We start from the raw sequence: 26,475 nt of genomic DNA on the forward strand, positions 1-26,475 counted from the left end.
TTTTAATTATCCTTTCCATACTAGGATTTGATAAAATGTGTCAAAATTTCCTACACAACCGTCTGGTAAAATGATGAAGATTAATTTTGAACATAATATGCCAACTATAATACCTGCTATAACATCAGTTGGATAATGTACATACAAATATAACCTTGATAAAGCTATTAAAAATGCTATTGTCATAAATATCAATTTATACTCAGTAAAATACATGGATAACACTTCTGCAACAGCAAAAGAAGATAAGGTATGTCCTGAAGGAAAAGAATAAGATATTGGCTTTGTAATCAAAAGACTAACACTACTTTGAAGATTACAAGGCCTAACTCGTCTTACTATATGCTTGACTATCCCTTCTCCAATAATTGTACTTATAATTAATGTAAGTATTACTATATCTCCAATTAATCTATATGGTTTGTCTAATAATAAAGCAACAGCCATCATAATCCAAATAAATCCCAAGTTTCCCATGGCTGTTATTATAGGCATTAATATATCTAAATACTTATTTTGTACATACTTCTTAATAGCACATAGAATATAATTATCAAGTTTCTGTATTAGGGATACCATCCTCATTGTTACCTCCATTTCTTTTTTCTTTAATAAATGTAACAACCGCTGGAATAAGTGAAATTATTATTATAGCTGTCAATACATAAGAAAAATTATGTTTTATAAAAGGTAAATCTCCAAAGAAAAACCCTCCCCATAAAAATATTGATACCCATACAAACCCTCCCATCACATTATAAACTATAAACTGAAAGTAGTTCATTTCTCCAATTCCAGCTACGAATGGTACGAAAGTTCTTATTATGGGAATAAATCTTCCTAATACAATAGTCATTGATCCATTTTTCTCATAAAATCTATGCGCTTTATTTAAGTACTCTTTATTTATATACTTTATATCTTCTTTTTCTAAAATCTTATTTCCAATCTTTTTCCCTATGAAATAATTTACAGTATCACCAACTACTGCGGCAATATAAAAAACAATAAATAAAATGAAAATATCAATTGATCCCATAGCCGCAAGTGCTCCTGCAGCAAAGAGAATTGAATCTCCAGGTAAGAATGGGGTGATTACCAGTCCAGTTTCACAAAATATAATTAAAAATATAATAGCGTATGTCCATATTCCGTAGTTTTGTAATATTACATTTAAATATTTATCAAGATGTAGTATTACATTAATTAAAGTTCCTACAATACTCATATTTTTCTCCCTTCATTATTTAAATCTTTCTAAATTTACAAATCACTAACAAGAATAAAATGATAGCCTTTTCTTTTAAGAAGAGGCAAAACAGTTTTAAGAGCTGTTATTGTTCTGTTAGGTGAATTTTTTGAACCTCTACTATCATGCAGCAATATAATATCCCCAGATTTTATATTATTTATAAGCCTTTTTCTTATATAATCTTCAGTTACCCACCTACTCCAATCCATAGCATGGATTGACCAAAGAACAATTTTTAAATTATACACTTTAGCATAATGATATGTTAGTGGATTAAATATTCCCCATGGGGGCCTAAAAAATTTAATCTTCACCCCTAACTTGTTCATAATATTTACAGATTTAAAAAAATCTTTTCGAGTTTGATCTGGTAATGAAAAAATTGCATTCTTATGTCTTAAAGAATGAAGTCCAATATAATGCCCTTCGCTTCTAATACGATTAATTATATCTGGATACCTTTGTGCATTTTCTGCAAGAACAAAAAACGTGCATTTCACACCATTTGTTCTAAGCACATCTAGAAGTTTTGGTGTATACCGAGGATCAGGCCCATCATCAAAAGTTAAAGCAATAACTTTGTCTTTTGTTGGAGCTGTTTTGATTACCTTATTTGAAAAACTCCTATAATACAAACTTGGTAATACAGCATAACCTAAAATTATAGGAAATATATCCCAGTACATATTACTCACCTATCCTTTTAATCAATTATGTAAAATTAAGCTAGTTGCTTATATGATATTTTGACCTTTGTTTCTGTTAATTACACGGTAAAAGAAAAGTTAGGTTGCAAACAAACCTAACTTTTTGTTATTAAATTATATTTTTAATTGCCTCCTGTTATTAATGAACTATTCTAATCTAAACATATCTTACCAAGTCAACATTAAAATGTGATTAGATAAAAATTAAAAAGTTCTAATTTATTTAGACCTTGTTTTCAAAATAAACGTTTTTATTAGCATTATTTTTAAAAACTTTAAAAATAGATGATTTATGTTTTAACACCACATTGTTTAGTTATCAATATTCTCCGTACTTCAAATTTCAATATTTATTTCGCTAAGAATTTCACTATAATATCCAAAAATAACACCTTCAAATTATAATAACCCTGCAGAATCTGCAGGGCTATAAAGTCTAGGAAATAGTAAATTCTTGTGATGTTGTGCTGACAACTTTAGCATCTTTTTTACCAAATATTACACCATAGCTAGTTGCAAAGATTTTCTTTTGCACTATAAGATTCATAAGAGTATTTACTTCTGCTTGAATAACAGAAGGTTGTCCTGTTGCTTCATCTGCATTAATATTGCCTAAGTTCAAAAATGATTACTCCATACCTTTCATATGTAGGAGATTCAGTTCACCCAGTTTCTATACCATTCTAATAGTCCATGGAGGATGGATATTGAGGACTTCAGATAATTCAGGGGCTCTTGTAAAGCCTGTATTTGTTGATAACCTATATATCATTTCAAGGTAATCCTTCATTGATTCTGTAAGTAAGTTATCTTCTTTTTTCATATATTCACTAAAAGTACGAAAATCATTATTGCTAATAATTTTTCACCTACTTTTAGGGTGCATAGCCCCTTAATAAATTATATGCATACGCGAGAGAAAAAAGTACTGTTCGTGTAACATTTTTATAATGCTATACATAATTTATATTAGATTAAAAAATTTAGCTTAACCTAAATATATTAGACTAAGTTAACTATCTATATCTAGGTATTATATTCAATGAAAAAGGTGGGTTTAACATGAATAAGGAGAGTATTTTAAAAAATCATTATGACTTAGAATCCGTAGAAAATAGAGTAAATCATAACCTTAGTATTTTAAATAAGTTTAAAAATCTATTGAAATATTTAGGCCCTGCGTTTGTTGTCAGTGTTGCATATATTGATCCTGGTAACTTTGCCACTAATATTAGTGGCGGGTCAATATTTAATTATAGTCTTGTATGGGTTATTCTATGGAGTAACTTAATGGCTATATTCCTTCAAATAATGTCTGCAAAATTAGGTATTGCAACAGGAAAAAATCTCACTCAGATGTGCAGGGAAGTCTTTTCAAAAAGAATGAATTGGTTCTTTTATGTTGTCGCAACGCTTGCTGCAATGGCTACAACAATGGCTGAATTCTTAGGAGGCGTATTAGGTTTTTACTTATTATTTGGTATTCCTCTATCCTATTCTGCTATATTAACTGCAATAGTAACCTTCATAATTATATATTTACAGAAATATGGTCAAAGAGTCGTTGAAATTATTATAACTTTACTTGTTGCTGTTATCTGTGTTTCCTATACTATAGAATTGTTTCTTGCAAAACCTGAATGGCCACAGGTAGCACTTCATACTTTAATCCCCTCTCTCCCAAATGGTCAAGCAGTTTTAATTGCAGTCGGTATGTTGGGAGCTACAGTAATGCCACATGTTATATATCTTCATTCTCAACTGGTTCAGTGCCGTAATACCGGATTGACATTAGACGAAAAGAAAAAACACTTACGTATGGAAAAGGTTGATATTTTTATAGCAATGAATATTGCATTTATTGTAAATGCTGCCATGGTTGTAGTATCTGCTTCAGTATTCTACAGTCGAGGAATATCTGTTGATTCAATAGAACAGGCTCATAGATCATTGGAACCACTTTTAGGCGGACTATCAAGTGGAGCATTTGGAGCAGCCTTGCTTGCCTCAGGTTTTTCATCCTCTTCTGTAGGTGCAATGGCAGGAGAAACGATTATGGATGGTTTTGTAGATCTGAAAATTCCTATAACTATTAGGAGGCTAATAACCATGCTTCCTGGAGTGATTGTTATTGTAGTTGGTGTAAATCCAATGAAAGCACTCTTAATGAGTCAAGTATGTTTGAGTTTTGTACTTCCTGTCGCAATTATTTCCATGCTAAAAATCACCAGCAGGAAAGACTTAATGGGAGACTTTGTTAACAAACCTTTTGTTAAATCACTAGGTTGGATAATTGCAACATTAATTATCGGTATGAATGCTGTTTTACTGTATCTAACTTTTACAGGAAATGTATAAGCAAATATTATTTATACTTATGTTATCATAAGAAAGAAAAAACATTTTTAATTTATATACAACAAAAACTTAATATTACTAAAAATAAATTAAACACAATCATACCAATAATAAATGCTTCTACAATCTAAACTCATTCCTTTTTAACTTTAAGGAATATTTCCATTGTAGAAGCATTTATTATTTTTTATATAATTACTTTCTAATTCCCAAAAGTCCTTTTCAACATCATAAATACTTTTATATTCATCATCTAAACCCAGCAATCTTTTCAAAAATCCTACTTCCTTTAAGGATAATTCAAGTTCATTATACCAAGGTTGTGATTTTGTATTAGTTTTTTTAAAAGAAGAATAATAGAAATGAAGAAGTAAGTGTCCAAAATAATAGAAATCTACAGAATGAATATATCTCTCATTATTTACTAATCTAGCAAGTCCAAAATTAATAAGATAGACTTCTTCATCATTATTTTTTATTGTATCAATTATTTTAGGAATTGATGGATAATCAATATCTAAAAGTATTTTTTCCTCAAAGATGACTTTATTACCACTTTTCTTAAGTGCTTTAGGCTTAATATCTTTTAAAATGTATTCTTTATCATCTAAATCGACCAAATAATATATCCCAAACCGACCTTCACCTATTAACCTTATGACCTTATATCCACCAAGCAAATAACCTGGTGGATACGTCTTTCTTCTCCAAAAGGTATCATGACTATGAACTTTTATACCTTCTTTTACCATACCCTTGGTCTGAATGATGGCTGTGTGGGAGTGATGTGAATAGTGTTTACTATGTCTCTTACTTGATCTAGAAAAGGAACTAAGCATTCCCAATATACGCCCAAAAGTCCTTCTCGCTTATAATAATTACTACCTCTGTGATTATCACCATAATGTCTTTTTCCTGATGATCTTGAAAAGAAACTCATTCAATACACCCCTTTTTAAATTGATTTTTATTAATACGTATCAAATCAATTATCAATTGCAATTATAATATGTATTTCAATAATACGATACAAAGTCTTGATTATTAATAATTGGTGTGGTAAAATTCGACTAAGATTTTACACTAAATTACATTGAATATGTTAAAAAATCAGATTTGAACAACTCTAGTGATATAAATATAAAAGAAGCTTTCCTTGTCACATTCGGATTAACTTTCAACAACTTAGGCACTGGCGTAGCAACCAGTATAACAGGAGTTAGTATTCAATTTACAGTCATGTTTACATTTATATTTAGTATTCTTACAATTATATTTGATCAATTATTAGCTATAAAAAGTATACTTTGTTATAAAAAACTGGCATCATTATATAGACACCAGTTTTATGGATAAATCATGTATTTTTTTACACTACCTATTTCATTTGCTGCTCTTGTCTTTTTTGTATTATTAGTTTTTATTTTTTTAAAGCAGTTATAATAGGCTCAAAAGTTAAAATTGCTGTTAATATAATTAAAACTACGATAGTTATCCATCCAATTATATTTTTAATTCTACTGTTCACATACTCACCCATAATCTCCTTATTGTTTACCATAAGCATCATACAGATTAAAACTACTGGCAGTAACACACCATTTATAACCTGTGACCATAATGTTATCTGGATTAAGGGTGCTCCAGGAATTAATATGATAGCAATTCCAACAATAACTATTATAGTAAATAGCGTAAAAAACTCTGGTGCTTCTTTTAATGTTTTATCTATACCAGCTTCAAAACCAAAAGCTTCACAAATATAAAATGCTGTAGCTAGCGGAAGTATTGTAGCTGAGAAAATAGAAGCTATAAATAGTCCAAAAGCAAAAATTTGAGAAGCAAAAGCACCAGCAAGTGGTTTTAATGCTAATGCAGCATCTTTAGCCTCTTCTATTTGAATTCCACTTTTATGAAGTGTTGCTCCACAAGCTACAATTATAAAGAAAGCAACTACTACTGTAATAATACTACCAACAACTACATCCCAAATTTCATATTTAAAATCTTCAACCTTAAGACCTTTTTCAATAACTGCAGACTGCATATAAAACTGCATCCAAGGAGCAATAGTCGTTCCCACCATACCAATAACCATACCTATATAGTCAAGATTAGTTTCAATAGTAGGATGAATTATAGCACTACCTATTTCATGCCAATCTGGTTTAGCAAGAAACGCAGAAGCAACATAGGATAACAGGAATATACTAAAAACCAAAAATATTTTTTCTGTAGTTCTGTAGGTACCCTTTACAACTAGAATCCATACCGCAATAGCTGCCAGCGGCACTGATACATATTTGCTTATTCCAAAAACTTGCATACTACCAGCAACACCTGCAAATTCAGTAGCCGTATTTCCTATATCTGCAATAATTAATCCAATGAATATAAAGAATGTTATCCTAACACCAAAATTTTCCCTAATTAAGTCTGCCAATCCTTTTCCTGTAACTATACCCATTCTAGCATTCATTTCCTGTACTACAAGAAGTACTATAAAGCACGGAATTAATGACCAAAGCAATTTATATCCATAGGTGGCACCAGCTACAGAATATGTTGTAATACCACCTGCATCGTTATCTACACTACCGGTTATAATTCCAGGACCTAAAACGCTTAAAAATATTAATAAATTTGCCACCCATGTTTTTCTTTTTGCATTCATTCTTCCACCTCCCATTATCTGTACCTCTTATTGTACTTAGTAAGTTCATGAACAATATCATTTACACTTACAATTCCAATTAGATGCATTTGTTCGTCAACTACAGGCATGGCAAATAAGTTATATTTTGATACATCTCTAACCAATTCGCTTATTTCATCTGTATCCTTCATATATATAACTTCCTTAGTCATAACATCTTCTAACTTTTTATCATCCTCAGCAATAATTAAATCTCTTAAAGATACTGCACCCTTAAGTTTATGAGTATCACTTACAACATAAACATAATAAACTTGATCAACTTCCTCTGTTGATTGACGAATATCATTTATTGCATCAGCTACTGTGCTATCCGCTGGACATGATATAAAATCAGTATTCATAATACTTCCAACTAAATATTCTTCATAATCCATAAGCTCTCTTATTTCGTCTGAAGCTTCTTTTTCCATATTATTAAGCAATTCTTCTGCTTTATTTTCATTTAATCCATCTAAGACGTCGGCCGCCTCGTCTGCAGGCATTTCTTCTAAAATATCAGCTGCCTTGTCCGTAGATAATGTTCTAAGCAAGTTTATCTGTACATCTTCTTCTAGCTCTTCTAATACATCTGCAGCTTTTGCGGTATCTAATGTTGAAAAAATAATTGCACCTGTATTTACATCAAAATCTTCAATTATATCTGCAAGGTCTGAAGGATGAAGTGTGTGTAATTTATTATAAGTCTTTGAAAGAAAAATATCTTTTGAAGCAAAAGCTGTTTGAACATCATCCCATAACATTAGTTTACTTGATACTTTAAGTCCTAATTTTTTTAACGGTTTAGCAATTCCAATCCTTCTTAAAACTCCGTCCATACCAATATCTACTGCAGCAATGAACATACCTGAAGATAAAATAACTAACCTAACATCGTTAGCTCTAACTACCTTTCTGCCGTTAACATCAATAATTTGTTTATCCAAAACATACTTCTTCAATAGCATGTAATCACCTAAATCTTTTTCTTCAACTTTATTACATACTAATACATACTGGCCTTTTTCTTTGGAAACATTAATATTATCAAAATCAATAAATTTTACTCCTTCTTTTGTTTTAACAACAGCAATAGTAATTTTAGGGTTTTTAAAGTTTATATCAACAGCTAAATCTTTCAAAGTTCCTACTACTTCTTTATTATCATTATAGATTTTGTTACTTAGTATTCTGCTTAAATAAACACTTCTAAGTTGCATTGTACACTCTCCTTTTCTTTTAGGGTGCACAATACAAAGTTTAATGCAAGTACACCCTTACTACATTTTTAAATAATAAATTTCTAATTTTAATATGAACATTTTTATAATTCGGGGCACCGTCCATTAAACTTATCACTCTCCTTAGATTTCCAACCTAAAATAATTCTTATACATTTTATTACATAAATACATAAGCATAATTTGGGCAATAAAAAAATCTCTTCACAACAAAATGAAGAGATTAGATTCCCAAAAAATCCCAAATCAAAAACTAGTACATCTTCACTCGTTGAGTTTTGACTCTGTAAAGCTTAGAGCATAAGCATTCATATTTCTATGAATGTTGTCAGCTACATTAAGTAAAACCTTAATCCGGTAGTACCTGCTGACCCATTGGCGTCTCTCGACATTTCTGGGCAGTAGCGTATATCTATACAGTAACCTCACCTAACAAGATTATTTAGTTTTATACAACTAAGTAAATTAATAAACAACAAGTTCATTATCAATTAATATTGACTTTACATTATTATAATATGCACAAGATGAAATAATGTCAATGATTTTTCAAAAAAAATATACAATGACTTACATTATCAATTGATAACACTATGCAGTTGATACTTATACTTATTGTCATTAAAATTTATTAATAATGTCGAATTTTCTTATAACTACAAATAAAATCATCTCATAATAATAAGAAAGATATAAAAAATGGATACAATATTCGAAATGCATGATTAATGGCTACTCTATAAGAAAATGCGCCAAGGAAGTTAACTTTTGTACTTCTGTTAATTCCCCATAAGCCTTTGTACATTATCAGTTTTTATTGAACAAATCCTTTATAAAATTATCAATAATCTGTTTAACATAACCACTAATAACGTTATTTGGGGAATCTCCAAATACATAATTGAAAATCCTCATAAGCCCGTCAAAAATCTGGGTATGATACTTAACCGCAAGTATCATTGCAATTATTATTAAAATTATGAAAATAATCATCATAAACAAGCATCCGGTGAATATCAGCTTTACAGCCTTTTTCCCTAATCTATTCTTCTTTAATTGATATAATATTTCCTGAAAATCCATATTATCACCTACCTTCATAACTACTCTCAAATATTTGGTAAAAACCGTCTTAAACATCAATAATACTCTTACATTCCTCTTACCTACCCCCTCTTTGATTTTAAAAATAAAAACCTGCGAAACTATGGCTTTAATTAGAAGTCATAATACCACAGGTTTAAGTTCCTATCTGCTGATCATATTAGCACAGTCCCTCACATTTGATATTAAAAATGCATTACCTACTCTAAAAGATAATATTATAGCATTAATACAATTATGCCAATTATTCTCTGGCACTTTAGCAGTTAATTCACATTGAAAATATATTCTTAATTATGATCTATATGTACAGTTACATGTATATTTTTTATTTTCTCTTCCAGATCCTTTTCTATCTTTTTAATTAGTTTGTGGCTGTCTTTTGCCGTAAGTGCTTCATTTACAGTCATGTGAAAATCAATATGACGTATATTTCCAGATTTTCGTGTCTTCAATTTATGAAAATTAATCACTTCTGTTTTATATATTTCTATCACTTCTTTTATTTCTTGTTCTTCCTCATTAGAAAGTCTTGTATCCAGCAATGGATTTAGGGCACTTTTGCATAAGTGCCATGCCTCTTTTACAATAAGACATGCAACAGCAATAGCAACAATTGGGTCAAGGATACTGATTCCTGTAAATTTTATAAGAACCAACCCTATACCAACTCCCAAAGAAGTGTACACGTCGGTTTTTAAATGGAGTGCATCTGCCTCAAGAGCAAGAGAGTCTTCTTCTTTCGCTACTTTATAAAGGATTCTTGAAACAATTATATTTACTACAGCAGATATGAACATTGCTACTATAGCCATGCCAGTTTCCTCTATCTCTGCAGGATGTGACAATTTTATAACAGATTCCTTTATGATTAAAAAAGCCGCTATAAATATTAACAACCCTTCTGCCAGACCAGATATGTTTTCAATTTTGCCATGACCGTAAGGATGTTCTTCATCTGCCGGTCTTGAAGAAACACGGACAGATAAAAAAGCAATAATAGATGCGACTAAATCCATACCCGAATGAATTGCCTCTGAAACAATACTGACTGAACCACTAAGTAGTCCTGCAACCACTTTTAAAATAATAAGAGTTGTATTTGAGACAATTGATAATGCAGCAACCTTAACTTTTCTGTTTGATGATACCATAGGTTTAAATTCTCCTTTAAAATAAAAATTGTATAATATAATTATAGCCCTACATATTTTTTAAGCTCCAGCTTTTCATTTTCCATAGCATCTTTTAAGCTTTTAGTATTAATATTTGCAATATTATTTGAAATTACTCTAGACCTTTCAACTGTAGCATCTACAGACCTTTTTATTAGTTCATAACTACTTATCTTATTTATCATAAGCTCGCCCCATAAAAAGCTGGGATTCTGTAAAACTATATTAATTTAATTCATACTTAAGCCTCAATATTAGCTTGTTCCTGACGTTTTTTTATAAGCTTTGTTAAGAAGAGTTTTATTATACCGGCAACAGGTACTGATAAAAGCATCCCAATTACACCCGCTAAAGTACCACCAATAGTTATTGCCATAATTACAAAGATTGGATGTAAACCCATGCTATCTCCTACAATTTTAGGGGATATAACAGCACTATCTATCTGTTGAACAGCAATAAGCACAAGCACTGCCCATAACGCCATAATAGGGTTAGGGCTAAGAAGACCGACAATAGCTGCTGGAATACAACCAATTAGCGGCCCTACATACGGTATAACATTGGCTATACCAGCAGTAAAGCCAATAAGAAAGGCAAAATCAATGCCTATAATAGATAGTCCTATGCTACTAATTAAACCAACTATTAAACCATCAAGCAGTTGGCCTCTTATAAACTTAGCCATAATATCATTAATTTCAGAGGCAGTTTGATTAAGACTCTTAATTTTACTTTCGTTCATTATAAGACTCATGGAATCCCAATAGAGCTTACTAAAAAACTCATAATCTTTTAGTAAGTAGAAGGAAATAAACAAACCAATAAAACTATTTATAACACTTTTACTTATACCTGCTGATAATTTAATGATACTGTTTATAGAAACTAATAAATAGTGATATACTTGCTGTATAGTTTGGGACAAATACTCCTTTATATTCAGTGAAAGACCACTTTGAGCAATCCTTGTATTAATATATTCAAAGAACTCATTATAACGCTTTATATAAGCACCAATAGTAGTGAACATACCTGCTAAGGTTTCATTACGACTAATTTGTCCACCAATCATTGCATAGATACTATAGACAAGTATAATAAACAAGAAAATTATCACTAAGTATGTTAGTATAACGCTGAACAAATGGGTGTTATATTTAAGTTTTAGATGTTTAACTAAAAAAACATTTATTAGCCTTGATAATGGATATAATAAATAAGCAATTATCAAACCAATAATGAGAGGAGAAACTATTGAGAATAAAACCTTAATTATACTAGTTATATTGCTCAAAAATTCTCCAAAATTAAAGACTATATTATAGCTAATAAAAATTAGAGTTGCTGCAAGAGCAACATACAGTACATACTTAAGATACTTTCCATCAAATTTGATTTGCATAATTATATTCTCCTTGCTTTTGTACATTATTAGTTTTCATTAAATAGATTCTTTATAAAAATATCGTCAATCTATTTAAGAAAGCCCATAATAACATTAACCGGCGAATGCCTAAATATAAAATCGAAAATCTTTATAAACTTTTTTAGTTCTGCATTTTTACTATTATTCACAATTCGCCTTAAATATCTCGAAAAAGTCACATTCGATATCAATAATACTGTTATACCTTTCTTCAATACCTATAAGTCTTTTCAAAAACATCATTTCCTTTTCTGTTAACTCTAATTCATAATACCACGGTTGTGATTTTCTATTAGTTTTTTTGAAGGAAGTATAATATAAATGAAGAAGTAAATGACCAAAGTATAAAAAGTCCTCAGACATCCTATATCGTTCATTATTTGCTAATCTTGCAAGTCCAAAATCAATAAGACAAACAGCATCTTCATTGATAATAACATTTGGCACCCTTATATCTCTGTGTACAATATTCCTCTCATGCAAATACTTTATTATATCTATAAGCTTTATTCCTATTTTATAAATTTCATCTGAGGTAAAAATATGATTATCTCCAAAAATCATATCTTCTATTGTCTTTCCACTCTTATATTCCAAAATATAAGCATACATATTATCATCTTTTATTGTGTTAACCAGCTTAGGAATTGATGGATGATCAATATTGGAAAGTATTTTTTCCTCAAATATGATTTTCTCGCCACTTTTCTTAATGGTTTTAGGCTTAATCTCTTTTATGATATATTGTTTTCCATCTAAATCAACTAAATAACATATCCCAAACCTACCTTCCCCCATTAACCTTATGACCTTATATCCACCAAGTAAATGACCTGGTGGATATATCTTTCTTCTCCAGAATGGTATTATGACCATGAGCTCTTATACCTTTTTTTATAATGTTTTTCATTTGAATAATGATGTTGATGAGAACAATGGTTATCATGCGAATTATGGTTATTATTGGAGTGATGGTTATCATGTCTCTTTCTTGAACTAGAAAAGGAACCAAGCATCCTTAATATGCGCCCCAAGAGTCCTTTTCTCTTATAATAATCACTCCCCATATGTTTATCTCCATAATGTCTTTTTTCTGATGATCTTGAAAATAACCCCATTTAATACACCTCATTTTAAGTTGTTTTTTACCAATATAAACTTAATAAATTGTCAATTGAAAATGCAATTTATATACCAATAATATGTCATAAATTCATATTTGTCAACAGTTTACAAAATAAAATAACAATCGAATTTTATTATCAATTGATAATAAAATATAAATGATAACCTCTTTTATAATAAACAATATATTCTTAAGGATTTACCATTACCTAGTGTTTAATATTTTTCCTTATAAATTCCATAAATATTTCAAGATTAACTATTCTTACATCAGGATTTTGCTTTAATTTAGTTACAACTGCCTCAAGATTTCCAACACATTTGCTCCAAATTAACTCTACGCAAGACGCTATAGGTTTATTATTAGACTAATTGATGACGATAATTTTTTAATTCTAGGTGTTGACGCAAAAGAACTTAAAGTTGTTAAATTATATGACCAATCTACCGCAACTATGCTTACACCATACTTTCAAGCTATACTTACATTATTAAACTGATCTAACCCCAACCTATATAAATAGGGTTATCTTTCATAGACAAAAATATCTTATCTCTGAAAGTTGTTTTATCTATACTATATCCATAAAATATGAGAGTCTTTGTCACTATTGCATAATCTCTTAGTGTAACAGCTTTGCTTTGAGAAAGCTGAATTGCTGTTGAGTTATTTAAGCCCTTATTCCACAAATTGTCACAGTCCCAGCTTTCATCTATATTTCGACAATCCCCTTTAATTTTTGCTATTCCGTTATGTCTTACCTTTGATTCTATAGCTTCATCAACAACTATGGCTTTATTTAAAAAAGCAATAAAACTAACATGAAAAGCCGCTGAACTTTTGTCATCAGCAGCTTTTTTCCAATCACTCCATTTTACATTAAAAGATTCTCCATTCTCTTTTCAATATTGATAAATTTTTTTTAAAAAGCTTATTCTTTCGTTATTATAAAAAGATTTCGCAGTACTCTCATCAAAGTCTGCTAATGCTACTTGCCTTTTTATAATATCATCGTCACCAATTTCCCTATAGTTTTTGATCATATCATACATGATCATAAAAGTATTAGTTCTTCCTATACCATGTTTACAATGAAAATGTAACCAAGAATTTTTAGGCTGGGATTTTACTGATTCTACAAAGTAATCACCCATATCATCAGAAGGTATTCCACCATCCCTAACGGTTATCCGGTTATAAGATAAATCCTTAGATTCAACAAGTGCCTTTTCATCTTGAACTTTTGTTGGAATTATAGTTTCTTTGGGCTTATTATAAAAGGTTATAGGCACACTACCTCGCTACTTAAAGAAAGATAGTTATTTTTCTTTAATTTTTAGTGAGTTCAATATTAAAAATAGCTACTTTACTGTACCTATGTCTCCTGCTTATAAAAAAGGAGTATGGGAAAATTATGATTAAGGATCCTGACAACCTTGAAGGTAAGAAAATTAAAGAAGTGAGAATATTACCTAAACATTCTGCAAGGTTCTTTGAGATTCAATACATTTATGAATGTACTGAAACCCAAATAGATTTAGACCAAACTCATGCACTTACTATTGATTTAGGTGTTAATAATCTTTCTACTTATTTTACCAATAAAGGTAATAGCTTCATTCCATATTATAAAAATTATCATTTGTTTTTAATTATACTTATGTTTTCAACTAAATAATTTTATTTATTTATTTCAACTTTAATGATATAATTAAACTATAATATACAAGGAGGTTTCTTCTCTATGGATTACTTAGGGCTAAAAGAACACGCCACTATCTTCAACGATATTGAGGGTTTGGGATTCATTGAAAATGAAATAGTAAAAAAGAATATAAAAAATAAAGAAAGTAATCTAACTAAAGAAGTAAAGAAGACTACAAAAAAAGAAATTCTTGATAGCTTAAACAGTTTGCTCAATAGTTTTGATTTCATAAAAGAAACTATGCAGAAACATATAATAGCAGATGATACTGACTTTGTTTTGCAGCAGCACCTATTCTTAAGCAATGGATATATAGTCATTGATATAGAAGATAACATATTAAAAGTTGTTAACTATGAGAAGCAAGTATTCATAATAGATATGGATAAAATAAGTAAGCATATCTATTCTGTAATTATAGAAGCTCACTCTCCAAGAAAGATATTGGTTGATAATAGATCTATTTTTACAAGCAAATATTTAGAGGGGCTAAGTATCAACTCCCCTTATGATATTAGTCATATTGTAAAAATGTTTTATAAGGATAAATTCTCTGATTTAAAAGAACTTATAAAGCTATTCACCAAGGAAATAGTTGATGATAAAAATCTGCTTTTATATAATTTATTTCAAATTAAAACTAGCTTAAACGATATTCTCTCTAACTACAGCTTAATGACATTAATAAATAAAGAGATGGAATTTATATCTGTTATGTGCAAAATAGAATCAGTGGGACTCCCCTTCTCTAAAGAAGCTTATGAGGAATTTCAAAAAGGAATGCTGGAAGGTTACGAAAGCACTGCACTAGAACTTAAAAAGACTTATGATGCAGACTTTAGAGGAAAGTTAGATAATAAGGATGAGTTTCTTGATCTTCTTATTGAGAAAAAGATATATTCTGCTAATAAAGATTTTTGGATTCCAGAAGAAAATGAAAATCTACATGGCTTTTTAGTGTCAAAAGCCTTAGTTGAAAAATATAAGGATATCACTCTTGATGCACCAGATGATAGATTGTTTTTAAAATATGATTTCTATGATGATTATGGAAATGTAAAAAGCAACTTTGAAGCAGATGGATTTTATATAACCTGTAAGGAAGGCAAAAGTATTGTTGCAGGAACCTTCGTTGATTTGTACCTTAGGATTTTTGTAAGCCTTACTAACTTAGAATATGTAGTAACCTCAATGAATGAAAATAAATTTACTGAAGAATTGGCGAATGGAGCATTTAAGTTTATCTCCCCTGCCTCATGTTTCAATGCGAAAAACTTCTTGAGGGCTTATATAGAAGGTTGTTTTGAAACTCTTGAATTAAAGGAATACTTCTTTGAAAAATTAGATACTAAATTTGAAGAGGAAGGCCTTGCTAATCTTCAATCCATATTTGATTCAAGTACCAATAAAATTATTAAGTTTATAAAGAAATTTTATAGGGATCAGAGCAGAGATAAAAGATTCTGTTTTACTGAAGAAAGTTCCCTACATCAATATATTAAAATGACAGAGGCTGATATATTTAAAACTGCAGTAATAGATGTAAATGGGGCGGTAACTGCCTTCAATAGCAGTAATAAATATAAAATTCATATTGTAGGAATTCAAGAAAATAAAATAATATTAGAGTGTGACAATAATGCACTTAATATAGCTGTAGATATTCTTAATAGGAAGCTGCCGAAGGCCTTTGATTCTTATGTAAGAAAAGTACAGGCAGTTTGTAATGTAGTATCTAGCAATAAGCTAAAGGCATAAAAATTATGCTATAATAAAGATAAAGAGCTGTTAAACTCAGATTAGTTTAAAATACGGTTTAACGTTTGCATCTAGGATAACACCTTTGCAGGGGTGTTATTCTATTTTTATGCAAAATCCATGCTTAGATAATTTATAAAAACCGCTAAATTTATATAGAAATAAAGCCCTAGAGCTTAAAATCTAGGGTTGATTACCTTCAACATTCTTTATAGCAAGTCTCATTTTTTCCCTAAGCCAATCCGTTTTATCTAAGTAATTATTTAATCTCACCACTATATCAAATCTTTCGATATCCTCCTTACTTTTAAAGCAAAAATCAAAATCCGCTCTAGCACACATAAAAATCCATTCTGTTCTATTCTTTATGCCAGTTTTTCTATCGAAAGTATTTAATAAGTATTCATGTATCCATGCAAAATGAGTATTGAATATTTTTATTTTTACTTTTTTACTTTTAGTAAGTAATTCATAGGATTCTTTCATCTGGCATTTTACACATATAATCTTGTTAAAGTCGTTAATGCTGAAAGTTCGGTTAAACTCGGACAAAGTACAATCGCATATTGCACAATGTTCTTCTGCTATTTTTGAATCATTATAATCTACGACCTTCTCTAACTCCATTAACCGCCTCCCCCTTTTCTCTATTTCCAATATATGTAAATCATACACCCGTATAGGTGCTCTTGTCAATTTTGCATAGCACCCATATAGGTGCTATGCATATAATTATTTTGATAAGCCACACCCTATTGTTACCCTGTTATTACCATGGTATTGCCATTGTTACAACAGGATAATAACGTAATAAATATATTAGCAATAAAAAGTACCCTTGAAGTTTCATCCTCAAGGGTACTTTACTAAAAAACTAGTGACACTTGTAAATTTTAATACGTTCTATTAATCATAAAATCTTCAAGAGCTGATCCTACGATATTCAATGTTTGTCCACCCCAACTGTTGGCAGTATTATAGTTATAAACTAAAGCACCTTTAGTTCCTTTGACTGTTGAATACACTATAGTATTTATAGGAGTATTCATATCAGTGTTTACAACTGCTTGCCATGTTGAGTGACTTGCATCAATATCCTGTATCTTAGTGAAGCTTACAGTTTTGTTATTTAGTGTTGAGCTATCAGAGAAATCTGCAGTTACTGTATCTGCTACTCCAACTACATCAACGAGGAATGTTACATTGTAACCTGCTTTAACCCCTACTGGCATCTTAGTAATATCCATTGGATAAGTGTACGTGCTTGGTGGATTTACCATAGATGATATTCTGTAGTTAGTTAGCATCAGGTCATTAACTGTAAGTACTGTAGATACTTGGTTATCAGTTTCAATACTTTCAACTATCTGTAAGTTATCATCAGCAAAAGCCCTAAGTGTTACTCCTCCAGTAATTTGTGGAGTATATGCTATTGTGTAAGTTGTTGTTATCCCTATATTTAAGCTTGTTATAGCTACAGATGACTTTCTTACACCATTTTCATATAAACCTAAGTTAAATGCTCCTAAGTTTACATCTCCATCATTGGTAAGACTTATTTTTACGTTATAAGCTACTCCCTTTGATAAGACAGTTTGAGCAACTCCATTACTGTCTTGAACGCTTATTGAAACTGCTTTTACATTCACTTTATTTACAGTAGTTGAGGCATTAACCTGATTATCTGTTTCATCAGTTTCATCTAATACATTAGTGTCATCAGCAAAACCAATGAATGTTCTAACTCCCCTATTCTGAGCAGTGAATGTTATATTAACTGTGGTTGAAGCTCCTTTTGCAAGAGTTAAACTTGTTGTTCCAACCTTAACCGCTCCTGTTAGAGTATTTGAACTATTATCATATAATCCAACGTTAAATGCGCTTAGATCTTTGTCTCCATCATTTGTAACATTTATTGCTGCTTTATATTGTAATCCTTGTGTCATTGAAGTTACTGCTACATTATTTGTATCTAGCAGCTGGATTGAAACTGCTTTTACATTAAGTCTATTACTGATTAAATCTTTACTCACTGTATTATCAGTTTCATCACTTTCATCAATGATGTTAGAATCATCAACCTTTCCCATAAATGTTCTGGTTCCCCTATTGCTTGCAGTAAATGTTATATATACAGTTTTAGAATTTGAGCCAGCCGTATGGACTAAACTTGCTACAGTTGATGTCGATAACTTAGTTCCATTTTCATATAAACCTACAACAAAGTTTGTTAAATCAGTATCTCCATCATTTAAGATAGATACTTTTGCCCTGTATTGCTTTCCTTGTTGCAATTCAGTTTTTGATATATCATCAGCAGTTCCTACTACATCTATTGAAACTGCCTTAAGATTTACTTTAACTGAGGTTTCTGTTACTGAAACAGTGTTATCACTCTCATTTGTTTCAGATACAGCGTTATCAAAGTCGGCCATTGATGTGAAAGTTCTGCTTCCGTTACTTGTTTCTGTGAATGTTATATATACTGTGGTTGAAGTTCCTGCTGCTAAATTTGTAACGGTAGTTGTATTACTTAATAAAGTTCCATTTTCTTTTAAATCAACTTTAAAGCTTGATATAGTAGTATTTCCAGTATTGTTTAGAACAACTTTTGCTCTATACTGTTTATTCATTTGTAGTGTTGCAACTGGATTAGTATCAGCTACATTTACTATATCAATTGATGTTGCTTTTATATTCTGATCTAAAATACTTACATCTTTAATGCAGTAATCTGACCATAAAGCTGGACTTAGAGCATTTCCTGTATCCTTAACCCTCAATCTCACCTTGTAAGCACCTGGAGTATTAAATGATGAAGGTGGTGTGCTAGCTGCAGTTGACCATGTTGTGCCTCCATCTGAACTGTAACTCCACTCCCATGTAGTAAGTGCATCCCATGAATCGTTAGGAGTTGAGGAATCTGTATAAGTTAAAGTTTGTGCAAATAATTGAGGATTTGGAGTAACTGTAAAGTTTGCAGTTGGTTTTGTGTTGTAAGGCAATATTGTTATTGTCTTAATGCACATATCACTCCATAGCCCCGGACTTAGAGAATTACCACTTCCGAGTACTCTTTCTCTTATTGTCCAATCACCTGTAGTTAAGCTACTCGGTGGGGTTGCAGCTGTATTCCATGTAACTCCATCCTTAGACCAAGACCATTCTCTTTGCACTATAGTTTCCCAAGTATCATTTACGTGGGAATTATCAGTATAAGTTAAGGCTTGTCCTGTTAACTGAGGATTTGGAGCAACTGTAAAATCGGCAGTCGGCTTTACGCTATATGGTAATACAGTTATGTCTTGATAAGCGTAACCAGAATAAGCACCATTAACATCTCTAACTCTTAGTCTTATTCTATATTTAGTTAAAACTGTTACTGTAAATGAACTCTGTGGTGAACTTCCTGTACTTACCCACTTTACGCTAGCATCATTTGTATCAAAGTTTCCTGAGCTATCTGCTTGTTGATACCACCAAAAGTTTGTTAATGCATCCCCATCTGGATCAGAAGATGTATTATTATAAGTTATAGGTTGTGTACTTAGTTGAGGATTTGGTGTTAAAGTAAAACTAGCTATCGGTGGTCGGTTATTCACTAGAGGTAGAGTTATTTTTTTAGCATTATCATTTTCATTTGTCTCTGGAATAAAATTAGCATAATCCGCATATGCAAGTGGTGATTCTGATGTTTTTGTGGTATTTGCCACAAATGCTGAAGAATACAATGTTATCGGATTATTTTGACCAATTATATTACCTGAGTAAGTTATAATTTCATATCCCATTGAGCCAAAGTCATAAAGAATATCAAAAGGTAATTTAATATCAGGTAGTTCAGTGTTTCTTAGAACTATTTTTATTTTATAAGAATCTCCGTAAGCCATTTTAGTTACTGGTAAATTGTCGGAAGCTCCTACAACTTCTATCGAATCCATTTTAATATTCATTGGCTGTGGGTTGTTTTGAACTATAACTGTTCTCTGAAGCCAATCTGATGTTAAGCTATCATTAATATCAGGATTGTTACCTTTATCAGTTACCTTTAATCTTATATCATAAGCGCCTTCTGTAGCAAAACTTGCAGGTTTTCCAGAAGTCCATGTACTGCTTGTGTGGTTTTTCCACTCCCATGTATAAGTTGTTATGCTATCCCAACTATCTCCCGCCTCTGACATATTTGTATTTAGATAAGATATTGCATCCCCTGTTTTCATAGGTTGTGCATTTCCTATTTCAAAATATGCTACAGGCATATGGTTTAATGGATAAACCTTAACTGTTTGATAAGCAGTAGATGTAAAAGGCCCCGAATAAGGTGGATTTCCAGTATCCTTTACTGTTAGCCTTATTTTATAAGTTCCTGGGGTATTAAATGATGTTATCGAGGAAGCATTTGTATAAGTAGCTCCTCCATCAGTGCTGTACGCCCAAGTTTCAGTTATACTATCCCAAGGATCTGGATCATAACTTGTATCTTTTATCATTACATTTCTTCCATAGCTATCAACTAATGATTGTAAGGAAGGCTCCGCTGCACCTGTGCCCACAAATACTTGACTCTTACATGTAAATTGTGCAACAGGTGGATTATCTATAGCTTGTTCTGTCCCTGAGTAATCTACTGTAACTGTCCAATCTGTATAGTTGTTATAACTTGTAGTAGTTCCAGTAGTTTTACTTACAACACCTTGATATTTTGCTATTCCGCTATAATCCTTGATGTAGTCTGGTAAACTAACAGTAGCCCCATAATCAGCTTGATATTGATATTTAGTAACTGATCTTTCATAGGTTAGCCACACACCTCTTCTATAAAGATTAGTATTACCACCTGATCCTGCATCAGAAGTCCATGTTGTACGGTTTACGTCTGGTGCATATATAACATAAGGATCATCCCAACCTATATCTATCAAAGTCCAGCCACTTCCACTCGGTCCGTAGTAATCAACTGGTCTTCTTGGTGAAGCATCAGAATATGATTCTGCCCCTCCATAGTAAGTGCTGGAGTTGTTGGACATCCATCCTAAAGTAGAGTGATTGTATGGGTCATACATACTATATCTTCCTAAGCTTGTATTCTGATCAGTCTCTACCCTTGAATTAATTGCATATGGTGTACTTAATAATGGTAGAGTAGCAACTACATTTTTTCCAGAAGCAGTATCAAAGTAATTTTTAACAACACTACTCGGATAACTCCAATCAGATAACTGTGCATAATAAACATTCGGATCACTTTGTGCATTACCAGATAAGTAAATGCTTCTTCCTGTCACCCAATTAGGTGTCCAAGTGGTTGATACTCTAGGTATTGTTCCTGTATATCCAAGTTCATTTACATTATAGCTACTTGCAAAGTTAGAATCATTATTCGTAGCAAATGTTCCTGTTGACTGTTTAGTGAAGCTCTGCTGCATCATAATAGGTTTCCCATTGTGAGTTATCATTCCACCGCTTGGGGTAAACTTCATTTTTGGTGCAGTTAGTGTGGTACTCAAATAGCCCGTTTCACTATATGCCATTGAGTTACTTATTCCATATGAACTGATTTCGGGTAATTCAGCAAAATCATAGGTTACTTCTTGTCCATATGATATGAATAAAGTTGGACTACTTCCCTCTTCTAACTTCAGACAATTCAGATTTACAGTAGGAACATCTTTCCTTACAAAACCTGCACATAATCCTCCGTCAGCACCTGTTGTAAATGTTAAACTTTGTCTTGTCCACGCTGAAGCCATACCATAACTTACAGGAGCATGCAGATTGGCTGCATTGTATCCATCATTAATAAAAACATTTAGAGGATTACTGCTTGAGCCACTTGGAACTTGGTAATAGAAAGATAGTGTATAATTTGTATTAGCTTTTAATCCTTTCATTACTAAACCTGTTCCAGAGTTATTGGAAGCCCCAACATTACCACTCATAGATAAATAACCATTGTCATTGTATCCCCCGCTGGTATAAGAAGCTAATCTCGTAGCATAACCACCTCTATAGAAATCATTAAATTGGTAATCTGCACCGTAAAAATTTGTTATTGTGTTTATTTCGTCTTGATTAAGTGCCCTGTTCCAAACACATAACTCATCAATAAAACCACCCTTGTATCTATATGACGTATCAGTAGAATTAATATTTAAATTACCACTAAAGTAAATTAGTGAATCTAAACTACTACTTCCAAGAACATAGCTATTTGTTTGCTTCGTTCCATTTACATAAAGCTCAGTAGCAGCGGAGTTATTCTTGTGCAAAGTCATAAGAATATGGGTATAATATGATGTAGATAAAGGTACGTTAGTCCCATATACCTCTGCATTTCCAGTATTCAACCCAAACTTATTTCCATATTGATATAAATTGATCCTTGGACCACCATTAATAGTAATCGGCATTTGGTTAGCACTAGGGTTATCAGTTTTCAAGTAAAATCCTATTGTCATTGTATCCTGTGAGCCATCAAATCCCATACTGCTTAATGGTATAGGTATACTTCCATTATTAAAATTAAGCTGACCTGCATTCTCGGCTACTTTAATCTGTGCATTGTTATTATCTACTAGTGTTCCATTAAGAGAATAACTCTGGTCATTTATATAATTAATAATTTTAGTATTATCAATTCCATCAAACCCAAACTTTCCAACCAAGCCATTTAGGTAAGTATAGTTACTGCCAGTAAATATACTATTGGTCGGATCAATTAAATTATCATTTACATGAACACTATATGTTTTAGTTTGGGTAACATCCTTTGACTTTTGGGCTACAACTGTCGCTGCAGCCTCAACTGGTGAACCTCTTATAGCATTAATACTAAATAAGATTAAAACTATAATATAGCAGAACATTTTTATCCGTTTTTTCCTTATCACAACGCTATCACCTCCTTAAAAAAACGTAACATCTAGTTTTCTGGTAAAATACGAGTCCCTATCGCATATATAGTATTGGTATTTGTTTTAGCATCATAATATATAAAACAATTAGAATAGTTGTAACACATGCCAGAAAAAATCCCATAAGTTCTGTAAATGTCGGCGGTACTATTTGTAGCATAAGTGTATTTTCTAACTATTGTATTTTGGCTTTCTGTTCCTAGTTCTAAATACTTAGTAGAATTAACTTTACTAATTGCTTCTTCTGTAGACAACTTACCTGTAGCGTATTGAAAAAGTATATAGTTTAATTGGTCATATATTGGTTGATACCATTGACAAGCTGCCTCTGGTGAATCTGCATAGCGGTTTAATCTGTATTTTAACTCGTTATTCCATCCACTTTGATAAGGTATTACCGCTTCATTTATACCGTCTATCAAGTTATTAATAGGATTATACTTAACAACTGAATAACCACCAAGCATTGTAATCTTATTTATTGATGCTAATTTCCCTTGTATTATATCCTTTTGCTCTTGTGAATTACTATCATTTACTAAGAACATAGGTGCATTATTTAAAGCTGCTAATGCTGAGCCTGACAATGCATCCGGGAAGTTTTGTCCTGAAGCCATATATGTGTTTGCAAAGTTCAAAGAATCTTTAAATTCATTTATTACAGCAGCATTGGTGCTATATCTACTATTCCCTGCTAATCTTTTAGCATTGGGAAGTTGACTTAATATATCATCAGAAACAACTGCACTGCCACCTACTACATAAGACTTGGTAACGTTTTTATCCTTTATATAAGAACTTGTGCTATCAGGCAAAGTATTTGGTAGTGATAATAATATAGGCATTCCTTTAATTCCCGCAATTGGTGCTATAGAAAGTGCATCTGGAAAGTTCTCTCCGTTTGCAATAACTACTCCATTGTTAGCTCCTAAGTATTCTGCTACCTGTTTAGATGTTTCATATCTATTGTTTCCACCAAACCTAGTTATTGCAGTAAGAGGTTCATCACAATACGCTCTAAAAACATTTTCACAATCTTCACTAACTGAGCCTTTTCCACCTACTATAAAAACATGCTTTAAACCAAGCTTTGCAAGCTCTAGCTCATTATTACCTGATATTCCATTTTTGCCAACTAACATTATTGGTGCATTGTATTTTCTAGCTAAAGGAACTGCACATAAGGCATCAGGGAAATTCTCTCCACTAGCAACAACAAGACAGTCTGTATTAGTCCAGCCAGTATTTAATATTTTTCGGGCGGTGTCGTATCTATCCCCTCCCCAAATTCTCTTCATATCTATTGTAGAAGCATGAGCCTTAGTTGCATACATTCCTAAAGCCAATATTGAAGTCATGAGGGATAATACCATTTTTCTTCTAAACATAACAATCTCTCCTATCTTTACTTTAATATCCTGTTCACTTTTGATATGTAGCTTCCGAAATCTTTATATATAGAGAAATTTCTAAATGGTGTCATTCCTTAACTTCATTTTCCCTCTTTTTAATTTTCTCTATCATTAATTATATTTATATTATACAATAAATTTATTGTTTTTGTCAAACTGTGTTATTTTATAAGCATGTAATTTAAATATAATTTCTATTAAAATAGCGGTTTTTAAGGATATTTTAATCACTAATTTCCATAAGTAACAGAAAATTAATAGACCTCATCAAAATGCCACCGAACACTTATTGATATTAATTGAATTTTAGTAAACATGGTAAACCCATTGTAGATATTATGTTTTTAAAGTAAACCTAGTTAAAGTAATTTCAGCTTCTATTAGTTTATCAAAAAACAATAAAAAGGCTCTGATTCAAGTGGAATCAAAGCCCTTATATCCGCTCTATTTCTATATTCTATTTTTTTATTAATTATCTAAATTTTCATCATCGATTGCTGTAGCATCATTATCAGATGCTTTAGCATTCTCTATATCGAGTTCATCTGCATATATCTCTTTTGCTCTTTCCCAGTTTTCTAGATCAATACAATATCCCAATCTTAATAAGAAATCCTGTCTTTCAATTTCGCCCTCTTTAGGCCTTTTCTTACCTCGCTTATCTGGATCTTTGCTATTACCTGTTAGATTTTGAATTTGTTCGTTAATATCTATCTTTTCAGCTCTTAAACTTACCATAGTGTCCATTATTCTAATATTTACTTCATCATCTTTAATTCTATCTGATTGCCTATCTCTTACCTCTTTTGGAGTATATGAAAGCTTTGGATTCTTCTTCTTTTCTTCTGATATTTCTTCATTTACTAATCTTTTAATAGCTGCTCTACGCTGAGTTAAGTCTTTCTTTAACTCTTTAATCTCTTGGTCAATTTCTGTATTTCTATCTAAAAGCTCTGGTATACCTTCAATAACCTCAAATTTATCATTTAATATTTTAAGTTTATTATATAATGTAGTTGGTATATATACTATTTCATAAAGGTCATGAATGTCTACTCCTATGATTTTCTCAAGTTGTAAAGCTAAAAACACGTTTGGCGTATTATTGTTTCTCTCTAAGCTTCCGTATCTCTGTTCTGTGAAGTCAAGCACATCTGCCATAACTTTTGGCTCAATATCTTTGGCCATTCTTGCATTTTTAACCTTACTTATCATAATTGGCTGTATTGGGCTTTCAGCACCCCTTTTCTTTGCATACAGCATCTTCATGATTTTGAAATCAGGATCAAGATTCTCAATGATGTCCTCGTCAAACTCAACTATGTTGCAATTAAAGCATTTATATCCTGCCATCTTCTCTATATCAGAAACACCATTCCAATCTTCATTATAATAATCGTATAGACCATAAGACATATACTCTCCACATTTCTTGCACTTTCTCTCTTCCATACCCTATATCCCTTCCTATTTCTTTATATCTGATGTTTATTTATATTAATCTTTAATTTTTATAATAATAATAATAATATAGACCACAATAGATGTTATAATAATATTATAACATCTATTGTGGTTTTAAACAATAATTATGTTTTT

The 26,475-nt window shown here is 31.3% G+C and carries 21 protein-coding genes, 1 pseudogene and 1 riboswitch; of the genes and pseudogenes, 4 read left to right on the forward strand and 18 right to left on the reverse strand.

From position 1 onward, the window contains the following. Window positions 1-6: 6 nt before the first annotated feature. The 5 genes from CLMAG_RS16670 to CLMAG_RS30875 all read right to left on the reverse strand — a co-directional run bounded on the left by CLMAG_RS16670 (window position 7) and on the right by CLMAG_RS30875 (window position 2,782). Window positions 7-579, reverse strand: coding sequence for a phosphatase PAP2 family protein (locus CLMAG_RS16670; protein WP_082831962.1), 573 nt, complete (start codon window positions 577-579; stop codon window positions 7-9). Then, on the reverse strand, window positions 554-1,228 hold the full coding sequence (locus CLMAG_RS16675) for a DedA family protein (RefSeq protein WP_066624909.1): 675 nt from the start codon (window positions 1,226-1,228) through the stop codon (window positions 554-556). Before CLMAG_RS16675 ends, CLMAG_RS16670 begins: the two co-directional genes overlap by 26 nt. Before the next feature lie 35 nt (window positions 1,229-1,263). Further along, the gene (locus tag CLMAG_RS16680; RefSeq protein WP_066624912.1) at window positions 1,264-1,938 is read right to left on the reverse strand and encodes a polysaccharide deacetylase family protein; all 675 of its coding nucleotides are present in this window, start codon (window positions 1,936-1,938) and stop codon (window positions 1,264-1,266) included. Window positions 1,939-2,395: 457 nt separating this feature from the next. Next, window positions 2,396-2,581, reverse strand: a complete 186-nt coding sequence (locus tag CLMAG_RS31810) for a DUF2922 domain-containing protein (protein ID WP_066624915.1) — start codon at window positions 2,579-2,581, stop codon at window positions 2,396-2,398. 51 nt (window positions 2,582-2,632) lie between these two features. Continuing rightward, a complete protein-coding gene (locus CLMAG_RS30875) occupies window positions 2,633-2,782 on the reverse strand; it encodes a hypothetical protein (RefSeq protein WP_242873052.1) in 150 nt (49 codons plus the stop codon). A gap of 239 nt (window positions 2,783-3,021) precedes the next feature. Between CLMAG_RS30875 and CLMAG_RS16690 the strand changes: the two genes are divergently transcribed. Further along, on the forward strand, window positions 3,022-4,317 hold the full coding sequence (locus CLMAG_RS16690) for an Nramp family divalent metal transporter (protein ID WP_066624918.1): 1,296 nt from the start codon (window positions 3,022-3,024) through the stop codon (window positions 4,315-4,317). A gap of 149 nt (window positions 4,318-4,466) precedes the next feature. On the opposite strand, the gene CLMAG_RS16695 is transcribed toward CLMAG_RS16690, so the two are convergent. Further along, window positions 4,467-5,069 carry a hypothetical protein gene (locus CLMAG_RS16695; protein WP_066624920.1) on the reverse strand — a complete coding sequence of 201 codons (603 nt, stop codon included), beginning with the start codon at window positions 5,067-5,069 and terminating at the stop codon, window positions 4,467-4,469. 364 nt (window positions 5,070-5,433) lie between these two features. Between CLMAG_RS16695 and CLMAG_RS31815 the strand changes: the two genes are divergently transcribed. Further along, window positions 5,434-5,673, forward strand: a complete 240-nt coding sequence (locus CLMAG_RS31815; RefSeq protein ID WP_201787655.1) for an MntP/YtaF family protein — start codon at window positions 5,434-5,436, stop codon at window positions 5,671-5,673. A gap of 64 nt (window positions 5,674-5,737) precedes the next feature. On the opposite strand, the gene CLMAG_RS16705 is transcribed toward CLMAG_RS31815, so the two are convergent. From CLMAG_RS16705 to CLMAG_RS35010, 8 genes and pseudogenes are all read right to left on the reverse strand, one after another. Then, window positions 5,738-6,991: an Nramp family divalent metal transporter gene (locus tag CLMAG_RS16705; RefSeq protein ID WP_066625109.1), complete on the reverse strand. Its 1,254-nt coding sequence runs from the start codon at window positions 6,989-6,991 to the stop codon at window positions 5,738-5,740. Between the two features lie 14 nt (window positions 6,992-7,005). Further along, entirely contained in the window at window positions 7,006-8,232 is a 1,227-nt protein-coding gene (locus CLMAG_RS16710) for a magnesium transporter (protein WP_066624922.1), read from the reverse strand. A gap of 276 nt (window positions 8,233-8,508) precedes the next feature. Beyond that, a riboswitch (M-box (ykoK) riboswitch) is annotated at window positions 8,509-8,697 on the reverse strand. 363 nt (window positions 8,698-9,060) lie between these two features. Beyond that, complete coding sequence (locus CLMAG_RS16715) at window positions 9,061-9,354, reverse strand: hypothetical protein (protein WP_242873053.1); 294 nt, start codon at window positions 9,352-9,354, stop codon at window positions 9,061-9,063. Between the two features lie 293 nt (window positions 9,355-9,647). Continuing rightward, complete coding sequence (locus CLMAG_RS16720) at window positions 9,648-10,511, reverse strand: cation diffusion facilitator family transporter (protein WP_066624924.1); 864 nt, start codon at window positions 10,509-10,511, stop codon at window positions 9,648-9,650. Between the two features lie 41 nt (window positions 10,512-10,552). Next, window positions 10,553-10,717: a hypothetical protein gene (locus tag CLMAG_RS32530; RefSeq protein ID WP_161486992.1), complete on the reverse strand. Its 165-nt coding sequence runs from the start codon at window positions 10,715-10,717 to the stop codon at window positions 10,553-10,555. 56 nt (window positions 10,718-10,773) lie between these two features. Beyond that, entirely contained in the window at window positions 10,774-11,937 is a 1,164-nt protein-coding gene (locus CLMAG_RS16725) for an AI-2E family transporter (protein ID WP_066624927.1), read from the reverse strand. Window positions 11,938-12,102: 165 nt separating this feature from the next. Then, entirely contained in the window at window positions 12,103-12,837 is a 735-nt protein-coding gene (locus tag CLMAG_RS16730) for a serine/threonine protein kinase (protein WP_066624928.1), read from the reverse strand. A gap of 724 nt (window positions 12,838-13,561) precedes the next feature. Further along, window positions 13,562-14,376: pseudogene (locus tag CLMAG_RS35010) on the reverse strand (hypothetical protein); the annotation flags it as partial. A gap of 125 nt (window positions 14,377-14,501) precedes the next feature. Between CLMAG_RS35010 and CLMAG_RS16745 the strand changes: the two are divergent. Both CLMAG_RS16745 and CLMAG_RS16750 read left to right on the forward strand, forming a co-directional pair. Further along, window positions 14,502-14,765, forward strand: a complete 264-nt coding sequence (locus CLMAG_RS16745) for a hypothetical protein (protein ID WP_066624936.1) — start codon at window positions 14,502-14,504, stop codon at window positions 14,763-14,765. Window positions 14,766-14,831: 66 nt separating this feature from the next. After that, window positions 14,832-16,550 (forward strand): hypothetical protein, encoded by a 1,719-nt coding sequence (locus tag CLMAG_RS16750; protein ID WP_066624938.1) that lies wholly within the window; start codon window positions 14,832-14,834, stop codon window positions 16,548-16,550. A 183-nt stretch (window positions 16,551-16,733) separates the two neighbouring features. On the opposite strand, the gene CLMAG_RS16755 is transcribed toward CLMAG_RS16750, so the two are convergent. The 4 genes from CLMAG_RS16755 to CLMAG_RS16770 all read right to left on the reverse strand — a co-directional run bounded on the left by CLMAG_RS16755 (window position 16,734) and on the right by CLMAG_RS16770 (window position 26,328). Beyond that, the gene (locus CLMAG_RS16755; protein ID WP_066624941.1) at window positions 16,734-17,177 is read right to left on the reverse strand and encodes a hypothetical protein; all 444 of its coding nucleotides are present in this window, start codon (window positions 17,175-17,177) and stop codon (window positions 16,734-16,736) included. 266 nt (window positions 17,178-17,443) lie between these two features. Continuing rightward, complete coding sequence (locus CLMAG_RS16760; RefSeq protein WP_139264289.1) at window positions 17,444-23,440, reverse strand: CARDB domain-containing protein; 5,997 nt, start codon at window positions 23,438-23,440, stop codon at window positions 17,444-17,446. Window positions 23,441-23,472: 32 nt separating this feature from the next. Further along, a complete protein-coding gene (locus CLMAG_RS16765; RefSeq protein ID WP_066624946.1) occupies window positions 23,473-24,852 on the reverse strand; it encodes a cell wall-binding repeat-containing protein in 1,380 nt (459 codons plus the stop codon). A 492-nt stretch (window positions 24,853-25,344) separates the two neighbouring features. Further along, window positions 25,345-26,328 carry a hypothetical protein gene (locus tag CLMAG_RS16770; RefSeq protein ID WP_066624947.1) on the reverse strand — a complete coding sequence of 328 codons (984 nt, stop codon included), beginning with the start codon at window positions 26,326-26,328 and terminating at the stop codon, window positions 25,345-25,347. Between the last annotated feature and the right edge of the window lie 147 nt (window positions 26,329-26,475).

Origin of the sequence: Clostridium magnum DSM 2767, assembly GCF_001623875.1 — a bacterium.
Taxonomy (GTDB): domain Bacteria; phylum Bacillota; class Clostridia; order Clostridiales; family Clostridiaceae; genus Clostridium_AM; species Clostridium_AM magnum.